The 16,177-nt window shown below is 53.1% G+C and carries 13 protein-coding genes; 9 read left to right on the forward strand and 4 right to left on the reverse strand.

The genetic code is table 11. From position 1 onward, the window contains the following. Nucleotides 1-111: 111 nt before the first annotated feature. Nucleotides 112-1,023, forward strand: a complete 912-nt coding sequence (locus OZ428_RS34190) for a hypothetical protein (protein WP_269134293.1) — start codon at nt 112-114, stop codon at nt 1,021-1,023. Between the two features lie 12 nt (nt 1,024-1,035). Further along, the gene (locus OZ428_RS34195) at nt 1,036-1,320 is read left to right on the forward strand and encodes a hypothetical protein (RefSeq protein WP_269134294.1); all 285 of its coding nucleotides are present in this window, start codon (nt 1,036-1,038) and stop codon (nt 1,318-1,320) included. Between the two features lie 58 nt (nt 1,321-1,378). Here the strand turns inward: OZ428_RS34195 and OZ428_RS34200 are convergent, their stop codons facing one another. Next, on the reverse strand, nt 1,379-1,672 hold the full coding sequence (locus OZ428_RS34200) for a hypothetical protein (protein WP_269134295.1): 294 nt from the start codon (nt 1,670-1,672) through the stop codon (nt 1,379-1,381). 1,039 nt (nt 1,673-2,711) lie between these two features. On the opposite strand from OZ428_RS34200, the gene OZ428_RS34205 reads away from it, so the two are divergent. The 6 genes from OZ428_RS34205 to OZ428_RS34230 all read left to right on the forward strand — a co-directional run bounded on the left by OZ428_RS34205 (nt 2,712) and on the right by OZ428_RS34230 (nt 10,298). Further along, the gene (locus OZ428_RS34205; protein ID WP_269134296.1) at nt 2,712-3,845 is read left to right on the forward strand and encodes a hypothetical protein; all 1,134 of its coding nucleotides are present in this window, start codon (nt 2,712-2,714) and stop codon (nt 3,843-3,845) included. Nucleotides 3,846-4,059: 214 nt separating this feature from the next. Continuing rightward, on the forward strand, nt 4,060-5,178 hold the full coding sequence (locus tag OZ428_RS34210) for a ParA family protein (protein WP_269134297.1): 1,119 nt from the start codon (nt 4,060-4,062) through the stop codon (nt 5,176-5,178). A 124-nt stretch (nt 5,179-5,302) separates the two neighbouring features. Beyond that, a complete protein-coding gene (locus OZ428_RS34215; protein WP_269134298.1) occupies nt 5,303-6,325 on the forward strand; it encodes a ParB/RepB/Spo0J family partition protein in 1,023 nt (340 codons plus the stop codon). A 153-nt stretch (nt 6,326-6,478) separates the two neighbouring features. Further along, nucleotides 6,479-8,620, forward strand: a complete 2,142-nt coding sequence (locus tag OZ428_RS34220) for a DNA topoisomerase (protein WP_269134299.1) — start codon at nt 6,479-6,481, stop codon at nt 8,618-8,620. A gap of 22 nt (nt 8,621-8,642) precedes the next feature. Beyond that, nucleotides 8,643-9,677: a type IV pilus twitching motility protein PilT gene (locus OZ428_RS34225; RefSeq protein WP_269134300.1), complete on the forward strand. Its 1,035-nt coding sequence runs from the start codon at nt 8,643-8,645 to the stop codon at nt 9,675-9,677. A 192-nt stretch (nt 9,678-9,869) separates the two neighbouring features. After that, a complete protein-coding gene (locus OZ428_RS34230; RefSeq protein ID WP_269134301.1) occupies nt 9,870-10,298 on the forward strand; it encodes a hypothetical protein in 429 nt (142 codons plus the stop codon). A gap of 138 nt (nt 10,299-10,436) precedes the next feature. Here OZ428_RS34230 and OZ428_RS34235 read toward each other — a convergent pair whose 3' ends face one another. From OZ428_RS34235 to OZ428_RS34245, 3 genes are read right to left on the reverse strand one after another with little or no spacing between them, the layout of a single operon-like run. Beyond that, nucleotides 10,437-12,626 carry a hypothetical protein gene (locus OZ428_RS34235; protein WP_269134302.1) on the reverse strand — a complete coding sequence of 730 codons (2,190 nt, stop codon included), beginning with the start codon at nt 12,624-12,626 and terminating at the stop codon, nt 10,437-10,439. Then, entirely contained in the window at nt 12,623-13,222 is a 600-nt protein-coding gene (locus OZ428_RS34240; protein WP_269134303.1) for a hypothetical protein, read from the reverse strand. Before OZ428_RS34240 ends, OZ428_RS34235 begins: the two co-directional genes overlap by 4 nt. 12 nt (nt 13,223-13,234) lie before the next feature. After that, on the reverse strand, nt 13,235-14,212 hold the full coding sequence (locus OZ428_RS34245; RefSeq protein WP_269134304.1) for a hypothetical protein: 978 nt from the start codon (nt 14,210-14,212) through the stop codon (nt 13,235-13,237). Between the two features lie 1,375 nt (nt 14,213-15,587). Between OZ428_RS34245 and OZ428_RS34250 the strand changes: the two genes are divergently transcribed. Then, nucleotides 15,588-16,091: a hypothetical protein gene (locus OZ428_RS34250; RefSeq protein ID WP_269134305.1), complete on the forward strand. Its 504-nt coding sequence runs from the start codon at nt 15,588-15,590 to the stop codon at nt 16,089-16,091. The last annotated feature ends 86 nt before the right edge of the window (nt 16,092-16,177 follow it).

Genomic DNA, 16,177 nt, shown 5'->3' on the forward strand with positions numbered 1-16,177 from the left:
CCGCATCCCTTGGGAATGCGGCGTGGAAAGTGAGGAATACATAATCTATCGAGTGCGGTTTAAGTATATTACTATTGAGACTGTGTAACCACAGTAAAATGGAGAATCTAAATGCGCCGATTTGAACCCGCCGATGCGCCATCCCCTGCTGCGACGCCTGCAGTCCAAACAGGCCAGCCCCCTATGTGGGCTCTTGATGATGACGACATCTCCAGCATTCTCTTGAAAGGGGCCAGTGAGGGTGTCCAGAACATCCCCTCGCCCGTACTGAAAGAGGAGACGATGCCCGAGCCGGAACCTCTGCTGGAAAAGCAAGCTCAACAAGCAATCGCAGATGTTCAGACAGAACAGTTTTTTGAAGCCGGCGGCCCGGGTTTTTCCCCTGCTGAATTGGTTGAAGGCCAGCTTCAGGAGGCGGGTGGAATTACCTTGCCGGCGGACGTAGATCAAACTCGTCGTGCTGATGCGAAGCAGCGCACGGATGAGCTGGTTGCACTGCTTTCCGAAGGATACTGGGCTGATGCCAAGGCATTGCTTCTCCGGCCGATATCGAAAGGTGGGTTGCGATCGAGTTTTTCAGTCTCTGGGGATGAAATTACCTTCAAAACAGATGGTGGCTTGATCCGTTCCAGCCAGGTCAGTATGGATCTTTCCAGTGGCAAACTGAGTTGCAAAGCAAGGGGGACATCCGATCAGGAAGTGGCTCAAGCCTTTGTTGAGTGCGGAAAGGCCGCGGGCTGGAAAACCATGTGGTTCAAGGGTTCTCCAGAATTCATGCAGTTGGTGACTGCCCTGGCCAAAGCTGAGGGAATTCAAGTCGTCAGCCAGAGTGATATTCAGCGTATGCAGAAGGCTGCCCAACCAACACTGTTGAATAGCCTGATCAGCAGTGCGACGTCGATCCTGCCTCGTAAACCTGATGACGCTGTTGATAAACCCTGTGAAATTCGACCTGGTGCAGATGAGTTGGGCCGGATTGAGCCGGTACTGTCGGATGAACCGGATTTGGGTTTTGATCGTTAACGAGGTGTAAGCATGGTCAGAAAAATTGGTGTGTTTGTCTTACTGTCTTCGTTCACGGTCCTCGCGTTTGCTGCCGGCGGTAGTTCGATGAATGAAATTCAAACCGATCCTAAATCCTTCGACGGTCCTGATGGGGTGACATCTGAGTTGCTTGCAGAGGGAGGTAGCAAGCAGGCTGGTTCAACTGCTGGTGGTGCTGCAGCTGACAAGACGGAGCGATTGAAGGCGCAGCTTTATCAGGATCTTAATGCTGATCCTGCAGCGGACAAGCTGGGCCGGTATCTGTGGCGGCAGTAGTGATTCCGTTATCACCTGTAGCGTTCGGGTGAGCCCAGGACTTTTGTTTTGAGCCTTCTCATAAAAGAATGAAGGAGAAGGAAAAAAGCAAAAGAAGGGGGCTCGCCTGAAACCCTTTATTTTGCTGGGCTTGAACCGGAATAAGCGGCGTTCTGTCTCCCAATTTACCCGCTTCGCGTCTCCCAGTAATACGGCGAATAATCTCCCAGGCCTTCTGAATATAGTGGGTTTTATCTCCCGGATTTTGCTGCGTAAGTGCTGTGTTCCGGTGTGGGGTCATGATTAAAACAGCCTTTATCTCCCAGGTATTTGCTATTAAGCGACGCTTTATCTCCCGGGTTTTGACATGCACACCCTCATTTCAGTAATTAGCGTGCTCAAGAAATGATCAAAAAAGGCATAAACCGCGTTTTGTCTCCCGCTTTAATGCTGTTCTGTCTCCCGGGTCTTTAATGAGCCACTGGCGGGAAACGTTCTTTGCTGGACAAACCGTAGCACAGCCGGCTCTGCAGCACGATGAGTACGCAGTGGGTGGTGAATAAGGCGGGAATTATCTCCCGCCGTCGCGCGCTCGCTAGATGATTGAGATTAAATCCACATCTATCTCCCGGTAATGCCTGATGCTGGCGGCGGTCTTCGCGTTGAAGGCAGTCCGTATCACTGAATTAATACCCTTCTGTCTCCCACGTTGCCGAAACTCGATTTGAGTTCTTGAGGCATCATCCTCATTTGGTGCGGCGGACGACGAACGGTCCTTTGCAGGCCTGGGCCGGTAATAAACACGGTTCGATCTCCCGCCTGGCAGTTGTGTACATAGGGTTTTGCCATGAGTTTATCTGCTTAAAGCACCCGTATAGGTCGTGCTTTGATAGCGAGTGGTATTAAAGTTGATTCTGTCTCCCGCCCATAACCTGCTGATTACACGCATCTTTAAAGGCTGTGAGAGCTCGGTAACCGCTCCTTTCCGCTTATTAAATGGCTATTTGTCTCCCATGCCCGCTTGCCCACGCAAAGCGCCAAATGGTAGTTAAATCAGGTAGTTAATGATTAAAGCTAGATTTATCTCCCGTCGGGTGGCTGATTAAATAGAGCTCCATCTCCCGCGCCTCTTGGGGAATCTGCTGAATAAGGGCCGACTGATCTCCCACGTATCCTGGTCGGGATAGGTCAGGATTGACAGCATTGGCGGGCCAAGTGCGGCGGTATGTGAAGGCTCAAGCGTTGAGCTGAAATCGAAATATCGCCCCTGTGTTCGGGATTAAATGAGCCTTCATCTCCCGATTATCGCCTTGTTTATCTCCCGGGCCGGTTGCGCACGTAACAAGCAGACGTCTATCGTTCGCATATTCAGGCGTTGAACGCCGTTATCATCCATTCAAAGGAGCAATCGGATGGCCTCTACCACTCCAGTTCAGGAAGAGAAGCTTCTTTTCTTCGGGCCTGAGGGCACATTCAGTCCTGCCCCGGTCACCCCTGAGCGGAGGCCTGCTGAGGCACTGAGATTGTTCCAGGGGTTCCTGTGTAACAGTGATGGGGAGAGGGCTGAGCTGTCGAACGTGATTATGCTGTGGGAGCAAATTCCCAAGTTTTCAGGCGACTTTCTGAACAACTCATCCGGCATTGTCCCAAACGATCATCAGATTGACTTCAACATCGGGGGCAAGGAAGCCAAGGTCACGCTGTTCCCAGGCACCTTTTATCCCAAAACCAAAAATGCCAAGCCGCAACGGCGCTTCCCTGGTGTTAAAGAGCAGGCGGTTGAGCAGGCCCTGATTCACCATGCGTGCGCACAGGCAGAAGCCCATTCCGACAACGGTGAAGTTTCCTATTACGTCAAATTTTCCATCAGAGACCTTGCGCGGATTCTCAAATCGATGGGCAGCACATTGAGCCACGGTCAGATCCGTGAGGCTCTGGAGGTTCTCTCGTCCTCCATCATGACCATCGGCTCTAACAATGATAAGCGTGACCAGCGTGAGGCTATCCTACCGGGGTTCGAGCGCAACAAAGAACAAGCGGATGTGGCCATTGGTAGCGATGTATGGTCGGTTAAGCTTCATCCACTGATCGCCCATGCCATTCAAAATGTCACTTACCGTCAGTTCCCGATGGGGATCACCAAGGGGTATACACCGCCTGGTGCTTATCTCATTCGGTTAATGCATTACCTGGTGCCGAACATCTCCTCACAACTGCCATTTACCTTCAGGCTGCTCGATCTTAAGAGGCTCACCGCAGGACTCTCCCACGTTAAGCTCAATGGGAGCCTTCAGGCGATCTGCAAGGAGCTCGACAAGATGAAAGTGGATGGCTTGTTAGAGGACTATAAGGTTGAAGAGCTGTATCCAACTCGACGCCCCCGCGGCCGTCCGTCGATCATCGACGCGGAGTTTACCCTCTACCCAGGCAAGGAATGGATCAAGCAAGTAATGGCAGGTTCCAAGCGAATGGCGGCCTCTGAGCAATCTCTGGGGCTGCCGCGTAGTCAGCGTAAAGATCGTCAGATGACCTTGCCCAACATGTAACGAGGCGCGGTGGCCAGCTTCGTTTGGTCACTGCTCCTGGTTGGTTCGCCATAACTCCCCTCCCCTCCCCTCTCCGCGTAAAACGTTGCTCACTCAACAAGGCTCTAAATATACGGTTTACGGCCTAAAAATGGACTTTAACCATATATTGCTTTGACTTGATTGTTCTTTCGTATACGGTAATGGCACATATCGACCCTGAAAGGTGTTAGCCATGGCCTACGATGCGAACCAAGAAACTTACCCCTACGCTGATTTTAGCTCGTTGTATCTCCCGCCCCAGTTTGCTGCTGAAGCGCTGGGTCTCAACATTCAGACATTGAAGGCTGTAGAGCGTGACCATGACTTGGATATCCGCCGTGTGCCACGCGGCGCCATTTCCGCACGCGCCTATACGGTGGATGACATTTGCAAAATTGCTTTTTTGCGTCGCGAAAAGGGACTGACAAAAGGTCTGTCGAGGCCAATCACGATTTCAATGTTTGTGCAGAAAGGTGGAACTGGGAAAACGACCTGCTCAGTCAATCTACCGATGGAATTGGCATTCCAAGGATTGAGGGTCCTTTTGATCGACAACGACCCCCAGGCTGATGCGTCGAGTATGTTGGGCTATGATCCCGACCTTACCCCGGAGGAGCTGGAAGAGATGGGTATCTCCCGTGACCGAGCCATCAACGGTCATTTTGGTAACCTGCTGGGAATCAGCAATATGTTCCCGGCCATGACACTGGAGCAGGTCATTAAAAAGCCATTCGGTGAGCATGGTCCGCATTTGATTCCAGCTGAAGAATCGTTAGACGATTTGGATATCGCGCTTGGCGCGGCCAATAACTCCGATTTTAGATATGCCGCCCACATTAATAAGGCGCGAGCAGGCCAGTTGCCGCATTGTGATTTTTCCGGGTATGACGTCATTATTTTTGATAACGCTCCGTCGGGCTCCCTCATTACGCGAAACAGCATGGTAGCCAGTGACTTCCTGGTCTGCCCGGTTCGGATGGACCGCTTCTCCTTTCGAGCTCTTTCGCGTCTTGCCGGTAAACTGGCGCAATTCAAGGAAGACTTCCAGCGGTCGCCGGAGATTATCGCCATCCCGACTATGTTTATCAAAAATCGCCCTCGCATCCTCGCAAACCTCACTCGCTTATCTGAACTGTTTCCTGGCCGCGTTACAGACGGAAGGCTGTTTTTCTCAGAAGACTACTCGAAGGCTTTGGAAGAAGGTGTGCCTATCATGGCGTGGAAACATGGCTCAGAAAATTCGTTGGGGGCTATGCGGGGGGTTTTCTCCGAGGTTCTGACTCGAATCCGGAACACTGTAGGTCTTGGTTAAATTTATGCACGGTGCATAGCTGATCATTTTTTGATCTATGCACGGTGCATAATCGATGTTATAGGTTTCCTTAGGTTTTGACCTATGCACGGTGCATAGGAAGTCAGATTACGAGGTGGTGAAGATGGCTAAGCAAGTGCGGCCGCTGGGTAAGGACAGAAATATTCCCGAGCAAGGACCGGCCGCTGCTGCGCCGGCTCATATTCAAGGCGTTCGAGCGCCTGCTGTTCTACCGGACAAGAATCTTGACGTTAGTCTCGATGATATTTTGGCTAGGCGAGGGTTGCTGGATGATGAGCCTAGCAACGCCCCGGGCGCCTCGTCCAGAAATGCGACGGCAAGCACAATAACGCCTGCTAGCACTGAATCAGACGAAATTCCGATAATCCTCATTGACCCTTCTCCCTATCAGCCAAGATTGAGTATCGATGAGGTTGAGCTTGATTTGCTTGCAGTTTCAATCAGCGAAGCAGGCGGTTTACGAAGACCGATCATCTTGCGCAAAAAAAGCGATGGGCGATATGAGTTGGTTGGGGGGGAGCGTAGATGGCGTGCTCACTTCTTGCTGGGTTGGGAGACTATTCGAGCCAGGGTTTGTGAGCTCTCTGATGCGGAAGCCGAGATTGAGGCGCTTGCTGATAACTATGGTGAAGCTGGCCTGTCTGACTTCGAGGCGGGCAAAGCCTACCGCAGAATCATGGATAACAACCAAAAGTTAACTGCCAGCGCCCTGGCCCGGCGCGTAGGAGTCAATCAATCTACGGTGAGTCGTTGTCTCGGCTTTTTGAGTCTTCCTGAAAGCATCCAGGACTATCTGAAAAAGAAACCCCGCTTGATTGGCACAAAAAATGTGTTGAAGTTCGTTGAGCTCTCGAAGCGTGACGAGGGGGTTGTTTTGCAGGCTGTCGCCAGTATGAGTGAGGGCAAGCTCGCGCAGCAGGGAGCGATTCGTTGGATTTTGGATAAATTGAACGCAGGAAAAGAGCCGCCGCGTACAGAGCCGCGCGCGCTGTATTCAAAAGCGCGGCCAATCGGGACGATTAAGGTCGTGAAAGGAAAAATTGAAGTTTCCTGTGATCATGAAGCCGATGCGGAGCGAATTGCGTCGCTTGTTGCTGAGTTTCTTCAGACCGTTGACGGTATTTAACAACAGATTTTTACAGAGCTTTTAAAGCCGGGCAGGCAGCGAGGAGTATTCCTTGGTGCCCGCCTGGCTTTTTTATTTCTTGTGATTAATTATGTGATTGGTCTCTGTTATATTATTGACATTGCATAATGATCATTCGAGGTCTTTTGAACCATGACAACCGTCGTCCTATGTGAGAAACCGACTCAGTCAAAAGTGCATGCATCGCTTTTCGGAATCGCGGAAAGTGGGGCTGGCTACCACAAGGCGAAGAATGGCTGGATCTTCACTCATTCGATCGGCCATATGGTGGAGATGGTTGAGCCAGGCGACATGGAGCCGCGTTGGAAAACCTGGGATCTTGAGAGCCTGCCTATCATTCCCAAGGCCTGGAAAATGGCCGCTTACAAGGACAAAGCAGAGCAACTCAAAACGGTCCTGCGCCTACTCAAGTCGGCGGACGAAATCATCATCGCGACTGACTGTGGACGGGAGGGGGAGTTGATCGGTAGAGAGCTCATTGACCTCTCTGGTAACTCTAAATACCGACTGCTTCGGTTTTGGTCGTCTTCACTCGACGAGGCGAGTTTACGGGCCGCCTGGAACAAACTGCGTGACGGTCGTGAGTTTGATACGCTGCACCAGGCTGCTTTGGTTCGCTCCCGATTTGACTACATGTGGGGAATGACCAACAGCCGAGGTGCAACGTTGACCTTCGCGCCGTCGGGTACGGTGTTCCCAATTGGCAGAGTGCAGACGCCGGTTTTGAACCTGGTAGTGATTCGCCATTTAGCAATCATCAACTTTACACCTCAGGTGTTTTTTACCTTGGCGGCGCTGGTGAACACCAGTGCGGGTGATGTCGTGATGACCTTTGCTCCGAAAGGCCATGAACACCGTCTTTGGGAAAAGTCCAAAGCGGACGCATTGGCTGCCTCCATCCGAGGCGCCCGCGGACAGTTAGCCGTAGAATCGAATGACAAACGGGAATCGCCCCCTAAATTTCCAAGTCAATCAGATCTACAGAAAGAATGCAGCCGCCGCTGGAAGTGGACTTTGGATCACACGCTTGATATTGGTCAGTCACTCTATGACGCCAAGTACATTTCCTATCCGCGTACGGGCTGTAATTTGATGCCTGAGGAACAGATCCCGGATGTGCCAGGTATTCTTGCTGGCCTGGAAGGCGCTGGCTGGGTGCCCTCGCTGTCTATTACGGGCACCCCGACCCCTATCTACCGGAAAGACCGAATTCAACCTGACTCGGAGATTCAAAAGAACTTCGACCACCATGCAATCTTGCCGACTACGTCAATCCCTACAGGGTTGTCCGGTGACGAGAAGCTCCTGTACCAATTGATTGTGCTGTACTACATCCGTGCTCTTTCACCTGACTACGAATACAACCAGGTCGACGCCACGTTGCCAGCCGGAGGGATCCTCCTGAAGGCGTCTGGGGTAACTCCTCTGAAGTTGGGGTTCAAGGCCCTGCAGCCTAATGCTGCTGAGTCCAACCAAGATGACGGCGAGAAGGGAACGAAGCAGCTTCCGCCGTTAAAGGACGGGATGGATGCGCAAGTTCAGCAGGTGGATGTCAAGCAGGGTGTCACCAAGGCGCCGCCTTACTACACCGAAGGCACACTGCTTGAAGACATGATCAATGTGCACAAGTTTGTAACATCACCAGAGCAACGTGCACGGTTGAAAGAGACCTCTGGGCTCGGCACTGAAGCTACGCGAGCCAACATGGTGAAAGAACTTCGCAATCGCAAACTGATTATCCCGGGGCCTAAAAAAGGGGATATCGATTGCTCTGAAAAGTCCCTTCTGTTGATTCAGTCCATTCCAGATATCCTGAAAGATCCAGGTCAGACAGCGATTTGGGAGGACTACATGGACCATGTCCGCTTCGAAAGAATCTCGTTCGAAAAAGCGATGGAAGCTGCCAACAACGCTGTTGAGCGATGCGCACTGTTTTATAAGCAGAAAGGCATGAACCAAGAGCGCGCAGACGCCATGAAGCCCATCTTCGAGTTCAACGGATTTGCGACCAATTGCCCGACGTGCGCCAAGCCGATGGCGTACCTGAAGAACGGAAAGTTCGGACCCTACTGGGCCTGCAGCGATCGCGAGTGCAAAACCAGTCTGAAGGCTGCCCCAGACGGCAAGCCTATCCCCAAGGCTGATGTGGTAGTGGGTGAACTGTGTGAGAAGTGCAAGAAGAAGCACATGGTCTTACGCGAGAGTTCCAAAGGACCATTCTGGGCATGCTCCGGTTTTCCGAAGTGCAAACACACTGCCAAGTTCGAAGCATAAATAGGGATCGGGAGCTAAAGAATTGAACATTCAAGAACTCTTATCCTTTTGCATCGCGCAGAAAGCGTCAGATCTGCACCTGTCTGCGGGCCTTCCCCCAATGCTCAGGATCGATGGAGACATGCGGCGGATTAATATGCCGGCGTACACTCCTGAGGCGGTTCACGAATTGATCCTGGCAACCATGGGTGAAGCTCAAAAATCGGCTTATAAGACCGATCTCGAAATTGATTACGCCTACGAAATACAGGGCGTTTCTCGGTTTCGAGTCAATGCGTTTACACAGAACCGAGGCGTTGGTGCTGTTTTCCGGGCGATTCCAGACAAAGTGCAGACGATGGAGGATCTTGGCCTGGGCGAAGTCTTTCGTCGAATTCTAGAGGTTCCTCGTGGCTTAATACTTGTCACGGGACCAACGGGCTCAGGGAAGTCCACCACATTGGCAGCGATGATCGACTACATCAACCAGCACCGGCTTCTGCACGTGCTCTCCATTGAAGACCCAATCGAGTTTGTGCACCTGTCAAAGAATTGTCTTATCACCCAGCGCGAAGTTCATCGCGATACTCATAGCTTTTCAGCGGCTTTGCGTTCCGCGCTTCGTGAGGATCCAGACGTGATTATGGTGGGGGAACTGCGTGATCTGGAAACGGTACGGCTGGCACTCACCGCCGCGGAGACTGGCCACCTGGTACTTGGCACACTACACACCACCTCCGGTGCAAAAACTGTTGACCGAGTGATTGACGTGTTTCCGGCTGCAGAGAAGTCAATGGTCCGATCGATGCTTTCTGAGTCTCTTCATGCCGTGATATCACAAACCTTGGTGAAGAGGATTGGGGGAGGGCGGGTTGCCGCTCATGAAGTGATGCTGGGAACGCCTGGCGTCAGAAACCTTATCCGCGAAGACAAAGTCGCTCAGTTGCTTGCCACAATTCAAACCGGAGGTGCCCTCGGCATGCAAACTCTCGATATGTGCCTTAAAGGTTTGATTGCGAAAGGGGTCATAACGCGAGAAAGCGCTATGGAGAAAGCTTTCTCGCCTAAGGATTTCTAGATAGGATTCGGTGACCAATGCTCGTGCCTCGGGCAAGCTTTAAAGACGCGGCATCTTTTATGTGATCCTCCAGCAGTGCTCGACTGTGGAGGTTTTTTTTCGAGACTTTGAACTTATCGAAAAATATGCTTTCATATCTACAAAGGCACAACGAATGTGCAGTCGCCCAAGTGACGGGCAAGGAGCAAAACCATGAAAAAGATCAAACTGATGAGCGTTCTGGGCGCACTGCTTGTTGCTGCTGCTGTGATGGTGGGCTGCGGTGGCCAGAAGAATGGTGAGGTCTGGCCCGCTAAATGGGATGCGGATGCCACCGCCTATTTCAATCAGAACGTTCCACCTCTGAAAAACCTCCCTGGCAAGGTCTATCACTACCAGGTAACCAAGGTCGACGGAGATGTCTATGTGAATGCCTTATACATAGATGGCAAGTTCATTGAGAACCTGAAGCCTAACGCGGCGCAGAAGATAGGCGGCGTAGCTGCTGGTCAGTTGGATGGCGTGCACATAGTCTACTCGGCTGGTAATGGCTACAAGGTTGCCACCAAGTATGAGTTCGGTCGCACCATACACCAGGCGTTGGCCAACAACTTCCCAGTGTTCTTCAAGAACTATCTCTGACAGGTTCGGGTATTGAGTATGAATGTGGCACAAGCAGCAATAGAAGGGCGCACCGAATAGGGCGCCCTTTTTTTTGCCTGGGATTTCAGTCACAAAAAACCCCGGCCGTGACCAGGGTTATTCGTTCCAGTTTGTTGCTTACACCCCCCCTCCGCCTGGCGCCCCGGGTGAACCGCCAGGGGTTACAAACCTGCGCATGAGGGTTTGGCTTGCGATCGACAGAGGAGCTTTGACCATGCCGCTGATGCCGCCCATGACTCCCTGGGCCGTGTTTTCATACGGGTTAAGCCCGGGTTCCGAGAAGGAGATCATGTTCAGTACAGTCCTTGGAAAGTTGGTGATCAACGAAGCCGATGTGATGCACACCGACCAAAAAAGCAAGCAGGTCAACAGCACCATCATTACAGAGCCAATCAATACGCCTGCGAGTGCGTCGAAAGGCTGGCTAAGGTCCGCAACGCCGTTGTCCATCATTCCCCAAAGTCCGGACATGATGGTATTCACGATCGGCAGCCCGATGCTGGTTATGGTCACTGCTGCGGCCAGTCCACCAACCGCGAGTGCCGGATAGAATCCAATGAAGATCAGGGTGTTCCAGCCCTTGCCAGCCATTTGCGAGGTATGCTCCTCACCCTTCGGCGCGGCTTGGGCGGCCCCCCAAAGTGTCACCCCGAAAAACGCTGAGGCTACGAAGGTCAACCAGCTGATCACGCCCATCAGTCCAAAGATTGCGAAGACAACAGGCAATACGTATCCAATCAGCGCGCCGGCGATCAGTAGGACGACGCCTATCAGAAACAGGGCCTTGGTGAAGCCCTTGCTTTGGTTGGTCAGCCAGGAGAGGCCACTACCACTGACAAACATCATGCCGGTGCCGGCGAGCTCCCGGCCGAAGGCTGCAACAGTGTAAAGGTTGGCCTTGGATGGGTCGGTGCCCAGGATCTTTAGTCCGAACAGTTCTTTGAAATTGGTCGAGGTGCCCTTACCCTGCAACTCCCGGTCAACCTGGTTCATGGTCAACTTTGTCAGATCGTCGCCTACCGTGAGGTCGGCCAGGCTACTGGTAGGGTAAAGCTTAGAGGTGCCTTCGGATGCATAGCCTTGCGCCCGGGTGAAGTCGTTCGCTGCCCGTAAGACAAAGGTTCCCCCCATCATCCAACCCCACTCCTGCAGAGACTCAAAGTAGCTTTGGGATTCGGCGAGGAGGTTGCCAGCGATCGTTTGACGGATCACGTCCTTCGCGGTGGTGGTGTACCAGTCAACCTCTTGCTCAAGGTAAGTCTGCGCAGAGGTAGAAAGTGCAGCTGCCTCTGCGGCGGACGCGTTGTTCTTGACGCTCATGTGACGGCTTAGCTGTGTTTGTACAAGTCGTTGCCACATTTGCCGCTGTGCAGAGGCAAGGCCTTCGGAGATAGATTTGTCGTTGGCCACGCGCAGTGCTATCTGCTCGTCGGAGCAAACGATCGATGCTGCGAAACCACTGGCCCCGGTGTAGCTGCAGAGGAAGTTCTCAGACCCCATCTCATGCCCAACGGTGCCTTCACCGGCACCCTCTGCAACTGTGGGATCGCTGTGCTTGATCGCGGCGGCGATCGCGTCAGTTGGGGGGATCAATGGGATCGCGGTGTTATTGAGAATCTCGTTTATGAACTGATCCGTCGCCGACGCGGCGCCGTAATAGCCAGGCTTCGAACTGTCGGTGTACTGCCGACGCCATGCGCCCTCCGCCAATTTGGTGGCCAGGTCCGTTGCGCTGATACCGGCCAGGTGGTCCTGGGGGTTTTTGTGGACGTAATAGCCGGTGGCCGATGTTGCCAGGGTAAGCCAGTTGCCAATCATGCCCTTTGCTTCAGGTTTACTGATCGAGACCTCATAGCTGGGCTCGTTAAAAAGGTTGTAGGTGTGCATCAATTTGAAACTTTGAGTCTGCGCATCATCTCCCCAGTTGCTTCCGCTTTTGGCAATGCCACCAATCAAATGGTGACCTGGGGTCAGCACGATGTCTGAACCACCGACGCTTGAGACCGGAATAACCGGTGCGCAGAGAGCCAGCGCAAGGATCACGCGTAGAGGATAGAAAAAAGCCTCATTGCCGTCCCGTTGGCCGAAAAAATTCCCGTTCTGCCGGAGTCGAAAAATCCCGAGAAACATAGCCCACGACGAAAGGATCCCGAATCCGGCCAAGCCGACGATCGAAAAGTAACTAGCGAAAATCGTGAGTGGCGTAACTTCGGTCGCGTGCACGCTACCAAGACTTGAAAGTTCGCCGGCATTGAACATCCAGGTGCCAAACAACCACACCAGGACGAGTGCGGAGAAGGAGTTCATGGGGTATCTCCTTTAGGCGGGGCGGCGATTCTAAGTTTGAAGTCTTTCGGAAGCGGGATCGGGAATAGCAGTCCAGGGTTTTTGATGATTTGTTTGATGAACGCCGGGATGGTGATCACCTTTTGCTCCCGGGCCGTGTACAGCTTGTGAAGATTGGAGACGTAGATGATCAGCAGCACATTGAGCAGCATGACATTGCCGATCAAGGCCATAGGGATGGAGTAAATGGTGGCAACCATGCCGATCCCGCCGGCGAGGCCCGTGAAGAGTAGGTAACTGAACCAGTAGGCGAGTGTGTATCGTATACGCAACGATCGTTCAGTGATGCTTGCACTGACCACCAGTTCATCCCAAAAGCGCTCAGGATCTTTTTTCGCACTTTCTGCGTCATCCTTCGCCTGAGCTCGGTTGAAGGTGACCATTCCCTTCAAGCTTGAGAGGGCCCAGCCCGAAATCCGAGCCATGGAACTGATTTCCTGAAACGCCATTTTGGTTGGGGTGACGCCCGTGAGCCACCCCAGGCCGGCAAGGGCTTTGGAGCGTCTTGATCGTTGTGGGGCTTCCGGCGCCGCCGGCGGTCGTTGCTCTGTTGTCATGATAGGCATTCCTTACTGGCGGCCGGAGTTGCTAATGAGTGCACCGATTTGTTTGCGGTGATCCTCCTCGCGCTGCGAAACAAGAATCGCAAGCAGGCGCTGCTGCTCAACGGACTGCTTGAAGATGTTCAACAGCAACTGATTTTGAAGTTGTTGTTGCACCAGGGCATCACGGGACACTCCACCGGTGCCGCTCATGGCGTTGATCTCTTCAATAGTGGGAGAAGCGAAAAGCCTTTGATACGCGTCGATCTTGGCGTCCATTTCCTCGCTCATCGACGACCCAATGGCTCCTTCCACGGCTGACATCCGGAAGTTGTAGGTATCGATCTCTTGTTGCAGTACTTCGCCGACGTCCGTTTCTTTCAGCGCGTCTGGTGGTTGCGGGGCAGGTTTTCTGCCGCTCGCTACAGAGGTCGCAAGCTCGATCTGGGTTTCCGTGCAGCTCATTGGAGACGGACCGTTGTCGAGGTCCTTTTTACCTACTGGGGGAAGAACCCTGGGGTCGCAAGCTTCCGTGACGTTGGATTTCACATCGCGGTTTAACTTCGCGGTGAATTTCGCGGGTTCGCGCACGGCATCCACGGCGTTGTACTTGTTGTACAAGCTGGTTTGGCGGCTGTAGGTTTTCTGTGTTACTGCTTTGCCAAGTTGTGTCGGCAGAACTTGGTCTTCTTGGCAGAACGTCGAAGCCTGCTGGTCCTTTTGGTTCTGCTGGTTATAAACGCTGACTTGGCCATTGACGATCGCACGGGCGTTTTGTTCCGACTCCTGCTTGATGGTCTGCTCTGTCGACTTAACCGCGTCCTCAACGTTGCCGAGCCCATCATCGATAGTGGTGTTGATCGTTTGCTGTTGAAGCAGTTGGGCGATGGCCTGCTGCAGAATGGCGGCCAGAAGCGCGGTATCTACGGCGGCATAAGCTTTAACTGAGGCAAACATTGGGACAAGCGAGAGAGTCGTGGCAATGGCGATGGTTTTTATGCGCATAGAGGTGTTCCTTCCAAGAGCGGCTGAGCCTGCCTGTAAATGCTATCGTCAGCTCAATAGTACAATATTTTGTATGTGTAAAATCTATTGTTTGCACCGTGCCGGCGCAATGTGACGAACAGCGGTTTGGCAAAACCGATCTAAGATTTCTGCGCCATATGCCAAAAGTGAATAAGGATTGTGGTGTTTAGTCGGCTTGGACATATGTTTGGCCGATGTTATAGTACTGAGTATTCAACACGATAGAAGTTGTGGCGCTCAGGCTGCTGCACTCAACTGAAGTTGTTTCCAGGGCTAACCGACAACGCGCCTACGTGTTGCACGAAGCACAGAATTCGAAAATCCAGCACTTTATGGAGGTTAGCGATGAAGCCGATCCGGTGGCTTAACCTTGAGGCCTACGGGGCTGCGCTTGAGATGTGGCGCAACTCCGAGGGGAAGTTTTTTTTCGTTGCCTTAGGGGGCACTGAGGCTGCCAAGCAGGCATTGCTTGAGCTCGGAGGCAAGCAAGGCTATTTTTTTGAAAGAAAGATTCTTGCTATCCATTTTCCACCGCTGGCTGACCAGGCATCAGCTGCCGCGTGGCTGGTGAAGTTGCCTAAGGCATTCCTTGAGGACCGTGATCGCTCGACAGTGTTGCTGGTCAGTCCAGACGCTGAAGGGAAGTTCCCTGAGCAGTTAATCGATGGCGCCGTTGATCGTTTCAATCAATGGACTGCAAAAGCTCGCGAACTCGATCTGCAGGAAACCGCCCTTGAGGCCAAAGACGAAGAGCTATTCATTCCCGGCTTCCTCGACGATGTCGCACCTAATATCGAGCAGCCTTTGTCCGGCTTACCACCGGCTGCTGCAGTTGAGCCTGCTACTGAGGCGGAAGTTGCCGCCCCCGCAGCGCCCGTTGAGCCAGCGGTAAATCCGAAGTCTGCTATTGAGCAGTTCGTGGATGCGATCCACGCTGGAGACGATCGCCCCATCCTGCAGGCGTCTTACCCGGTGATGCCTGGCGCCGAAGAGTTTGAGCGTATTCAAGCAATGGGGCCCTCCGCGGCGATTTTGATGTCCCCTTGGGTTGACGTGTTCCGCGAGGTGCTTCAGCGCATGCCTGAGGATTCGCAGGCGGTCTTGATGGTGTTGGGGAATTCTCAAGAGCGTCTGCTTGCCGGTGTGAACCGATTCCTTGCTGAAAATACTGACTTCCCAGTTGTGGCTGCGGTTTGGGGAAGTTCGAAAGGGGATACGCACCGCCTGGTGCTTTTTGTTGATTCAACCTTGCCAGTGGAAAGACGCTTGGCAAGCCTCAGTGATGCGCTGCTTGCAAGTGTCACCAATGAACCGCAAATGGGTTCGTTCCTGAATGGTGTGTGGAGAGACGTTTATGGGCAAGAAGGTGAAGTTGTTTCGGTTGCTGCCAGTGTTCGAGAACCAGGAGATGCTGCTGACGTTCGGCCTGGTGCTGAACGAGACAGAGCACAACGAGTTCATGGAGCGACCGAGCTGGAGCAAGTGGAAGGAGCTGTTCCAGCGGGATCTGGCGGCCCAGTTGGAGCGCGCGTTGAACCAGGGGTTGATGCGGCAGAGCGATCTGGAAGAGTTCGCAGCGCAGAGCCTGGGTCGCAGCGTGCTGGCCTTTCTGCCGGGGAGTCAGTTGACACCGGCGATGCTCGCGGAGGCGATGCTCGCCCGGGACCTGGTGCCGGACAGTCCATTGGCGCTGATCGAGAACTATCTTTACGCGGCGATGAACGCGGACGCGTCGCAGATGGCCCAGATAGTCGAGGCGGCGCTGGAGCGATATCCGAAGGGCGAGATGGACGTCGAGAAACTCGCGACGCTGTCTCCCGTGGAGCGGCTGCAGCGACTGGTCGCAGCATTGGCGTAACCCAAGCGGAAGATCCTGCGGCAGCTGAAGCTCCTGCAGACGTCAATCTTGCAGGCACCGATCTTTCCGTAGCTGACGAACAGCGT

Source organism: Pseudomonas sp. GXZC (assembly GCF_026967615.1).
GTDB lineage: Bacteria > Pseudomonadota > Gammaproteobacteria > Pseudomonadales > Pseudomonadaceae > Aquipseudomonas > Aquipseudomonas azotoformans_A.

Bases quoted from the DNA above. Each gene is read 5' to 3' on its own strand.
- OZ428_RS34190 (WP_269134293.1), top strand. From the start codon at position 112: ATGCGCCGATTTGAACCCGCCGATGCGCCATCCCCTGCTGCGACGCCT.
- OZ428_RS34195 (WP_269134294.1), top strand. From the start codon at position 1,036: ATGGTCAGAAAAATTGGTGTGTTTGTCTTACTGTCTTCGTTCACGGTC.
- OZ428_RS34205 (WP_269134296.1), top strand. From the start codon at position 2,712: ATGGCCTCTACCACTCCAGTTCAGGAAGAGAAGCTTCTTTTCTTCGGG.
- OZ428_RS34210 (WP_269134297.1), top strand. From the start codon at position 4,060: ATGGCCTACGATGCGAACCAAGAAACTTACCCCTACGCTGATTTTAGC.
- OZ428_RS34215 (WP_269134298.1), top strand. From the start codon at position 5,303: ATGGCTAAGCAAGTGCGGCCGCTGGGTAAGGACAGAAATATTCCCGAG.
- OZ428_RS34220 (WP_269134299.1), top strand. From the start codon at position 6,479: ATGACAACCGTCGTCCTATGTGAGAAACCGACTCAGTCAAAAGTGCAT.
- OZ428_RS34230 (WP_269134301.1), top strand. From the start codon at position 9,870: ATGAAAAAGATCAAACTGATGAGCGTTCTGGGCGCACTGCTTGTTGCT.
- OZ428_RS34235 (WP_269134302.1), bottom strand. From the start codon at position 12,626: ATGAACTCCTTCTCCGCACTCGTCCTGGTGTGGTTGTTTGGCACCTGG.
- OZ428_RS34240 (WP_269134303.1), bottom strand. From the start codon at position 13,222: ATGACAACAGAGCAACGACCGCCGGCGGCGCCGGAAGCCCCACAACGA.
- OZ428_RS34245 (WP_269134304.1), bottom strand. From the start codon at position 14,212: ATGCGCATAAAAACCATCGCCATTGCCACGACTCTCTCGCTTGTCCCA.
- OZ428_RS34250 (WP_269134305.1), top strand. From the start codon at position 15,588: ATGGGCAAGAAGGTGAAGTTGTTTCGGTTGCTGCCAGTGTTCGAGAAC.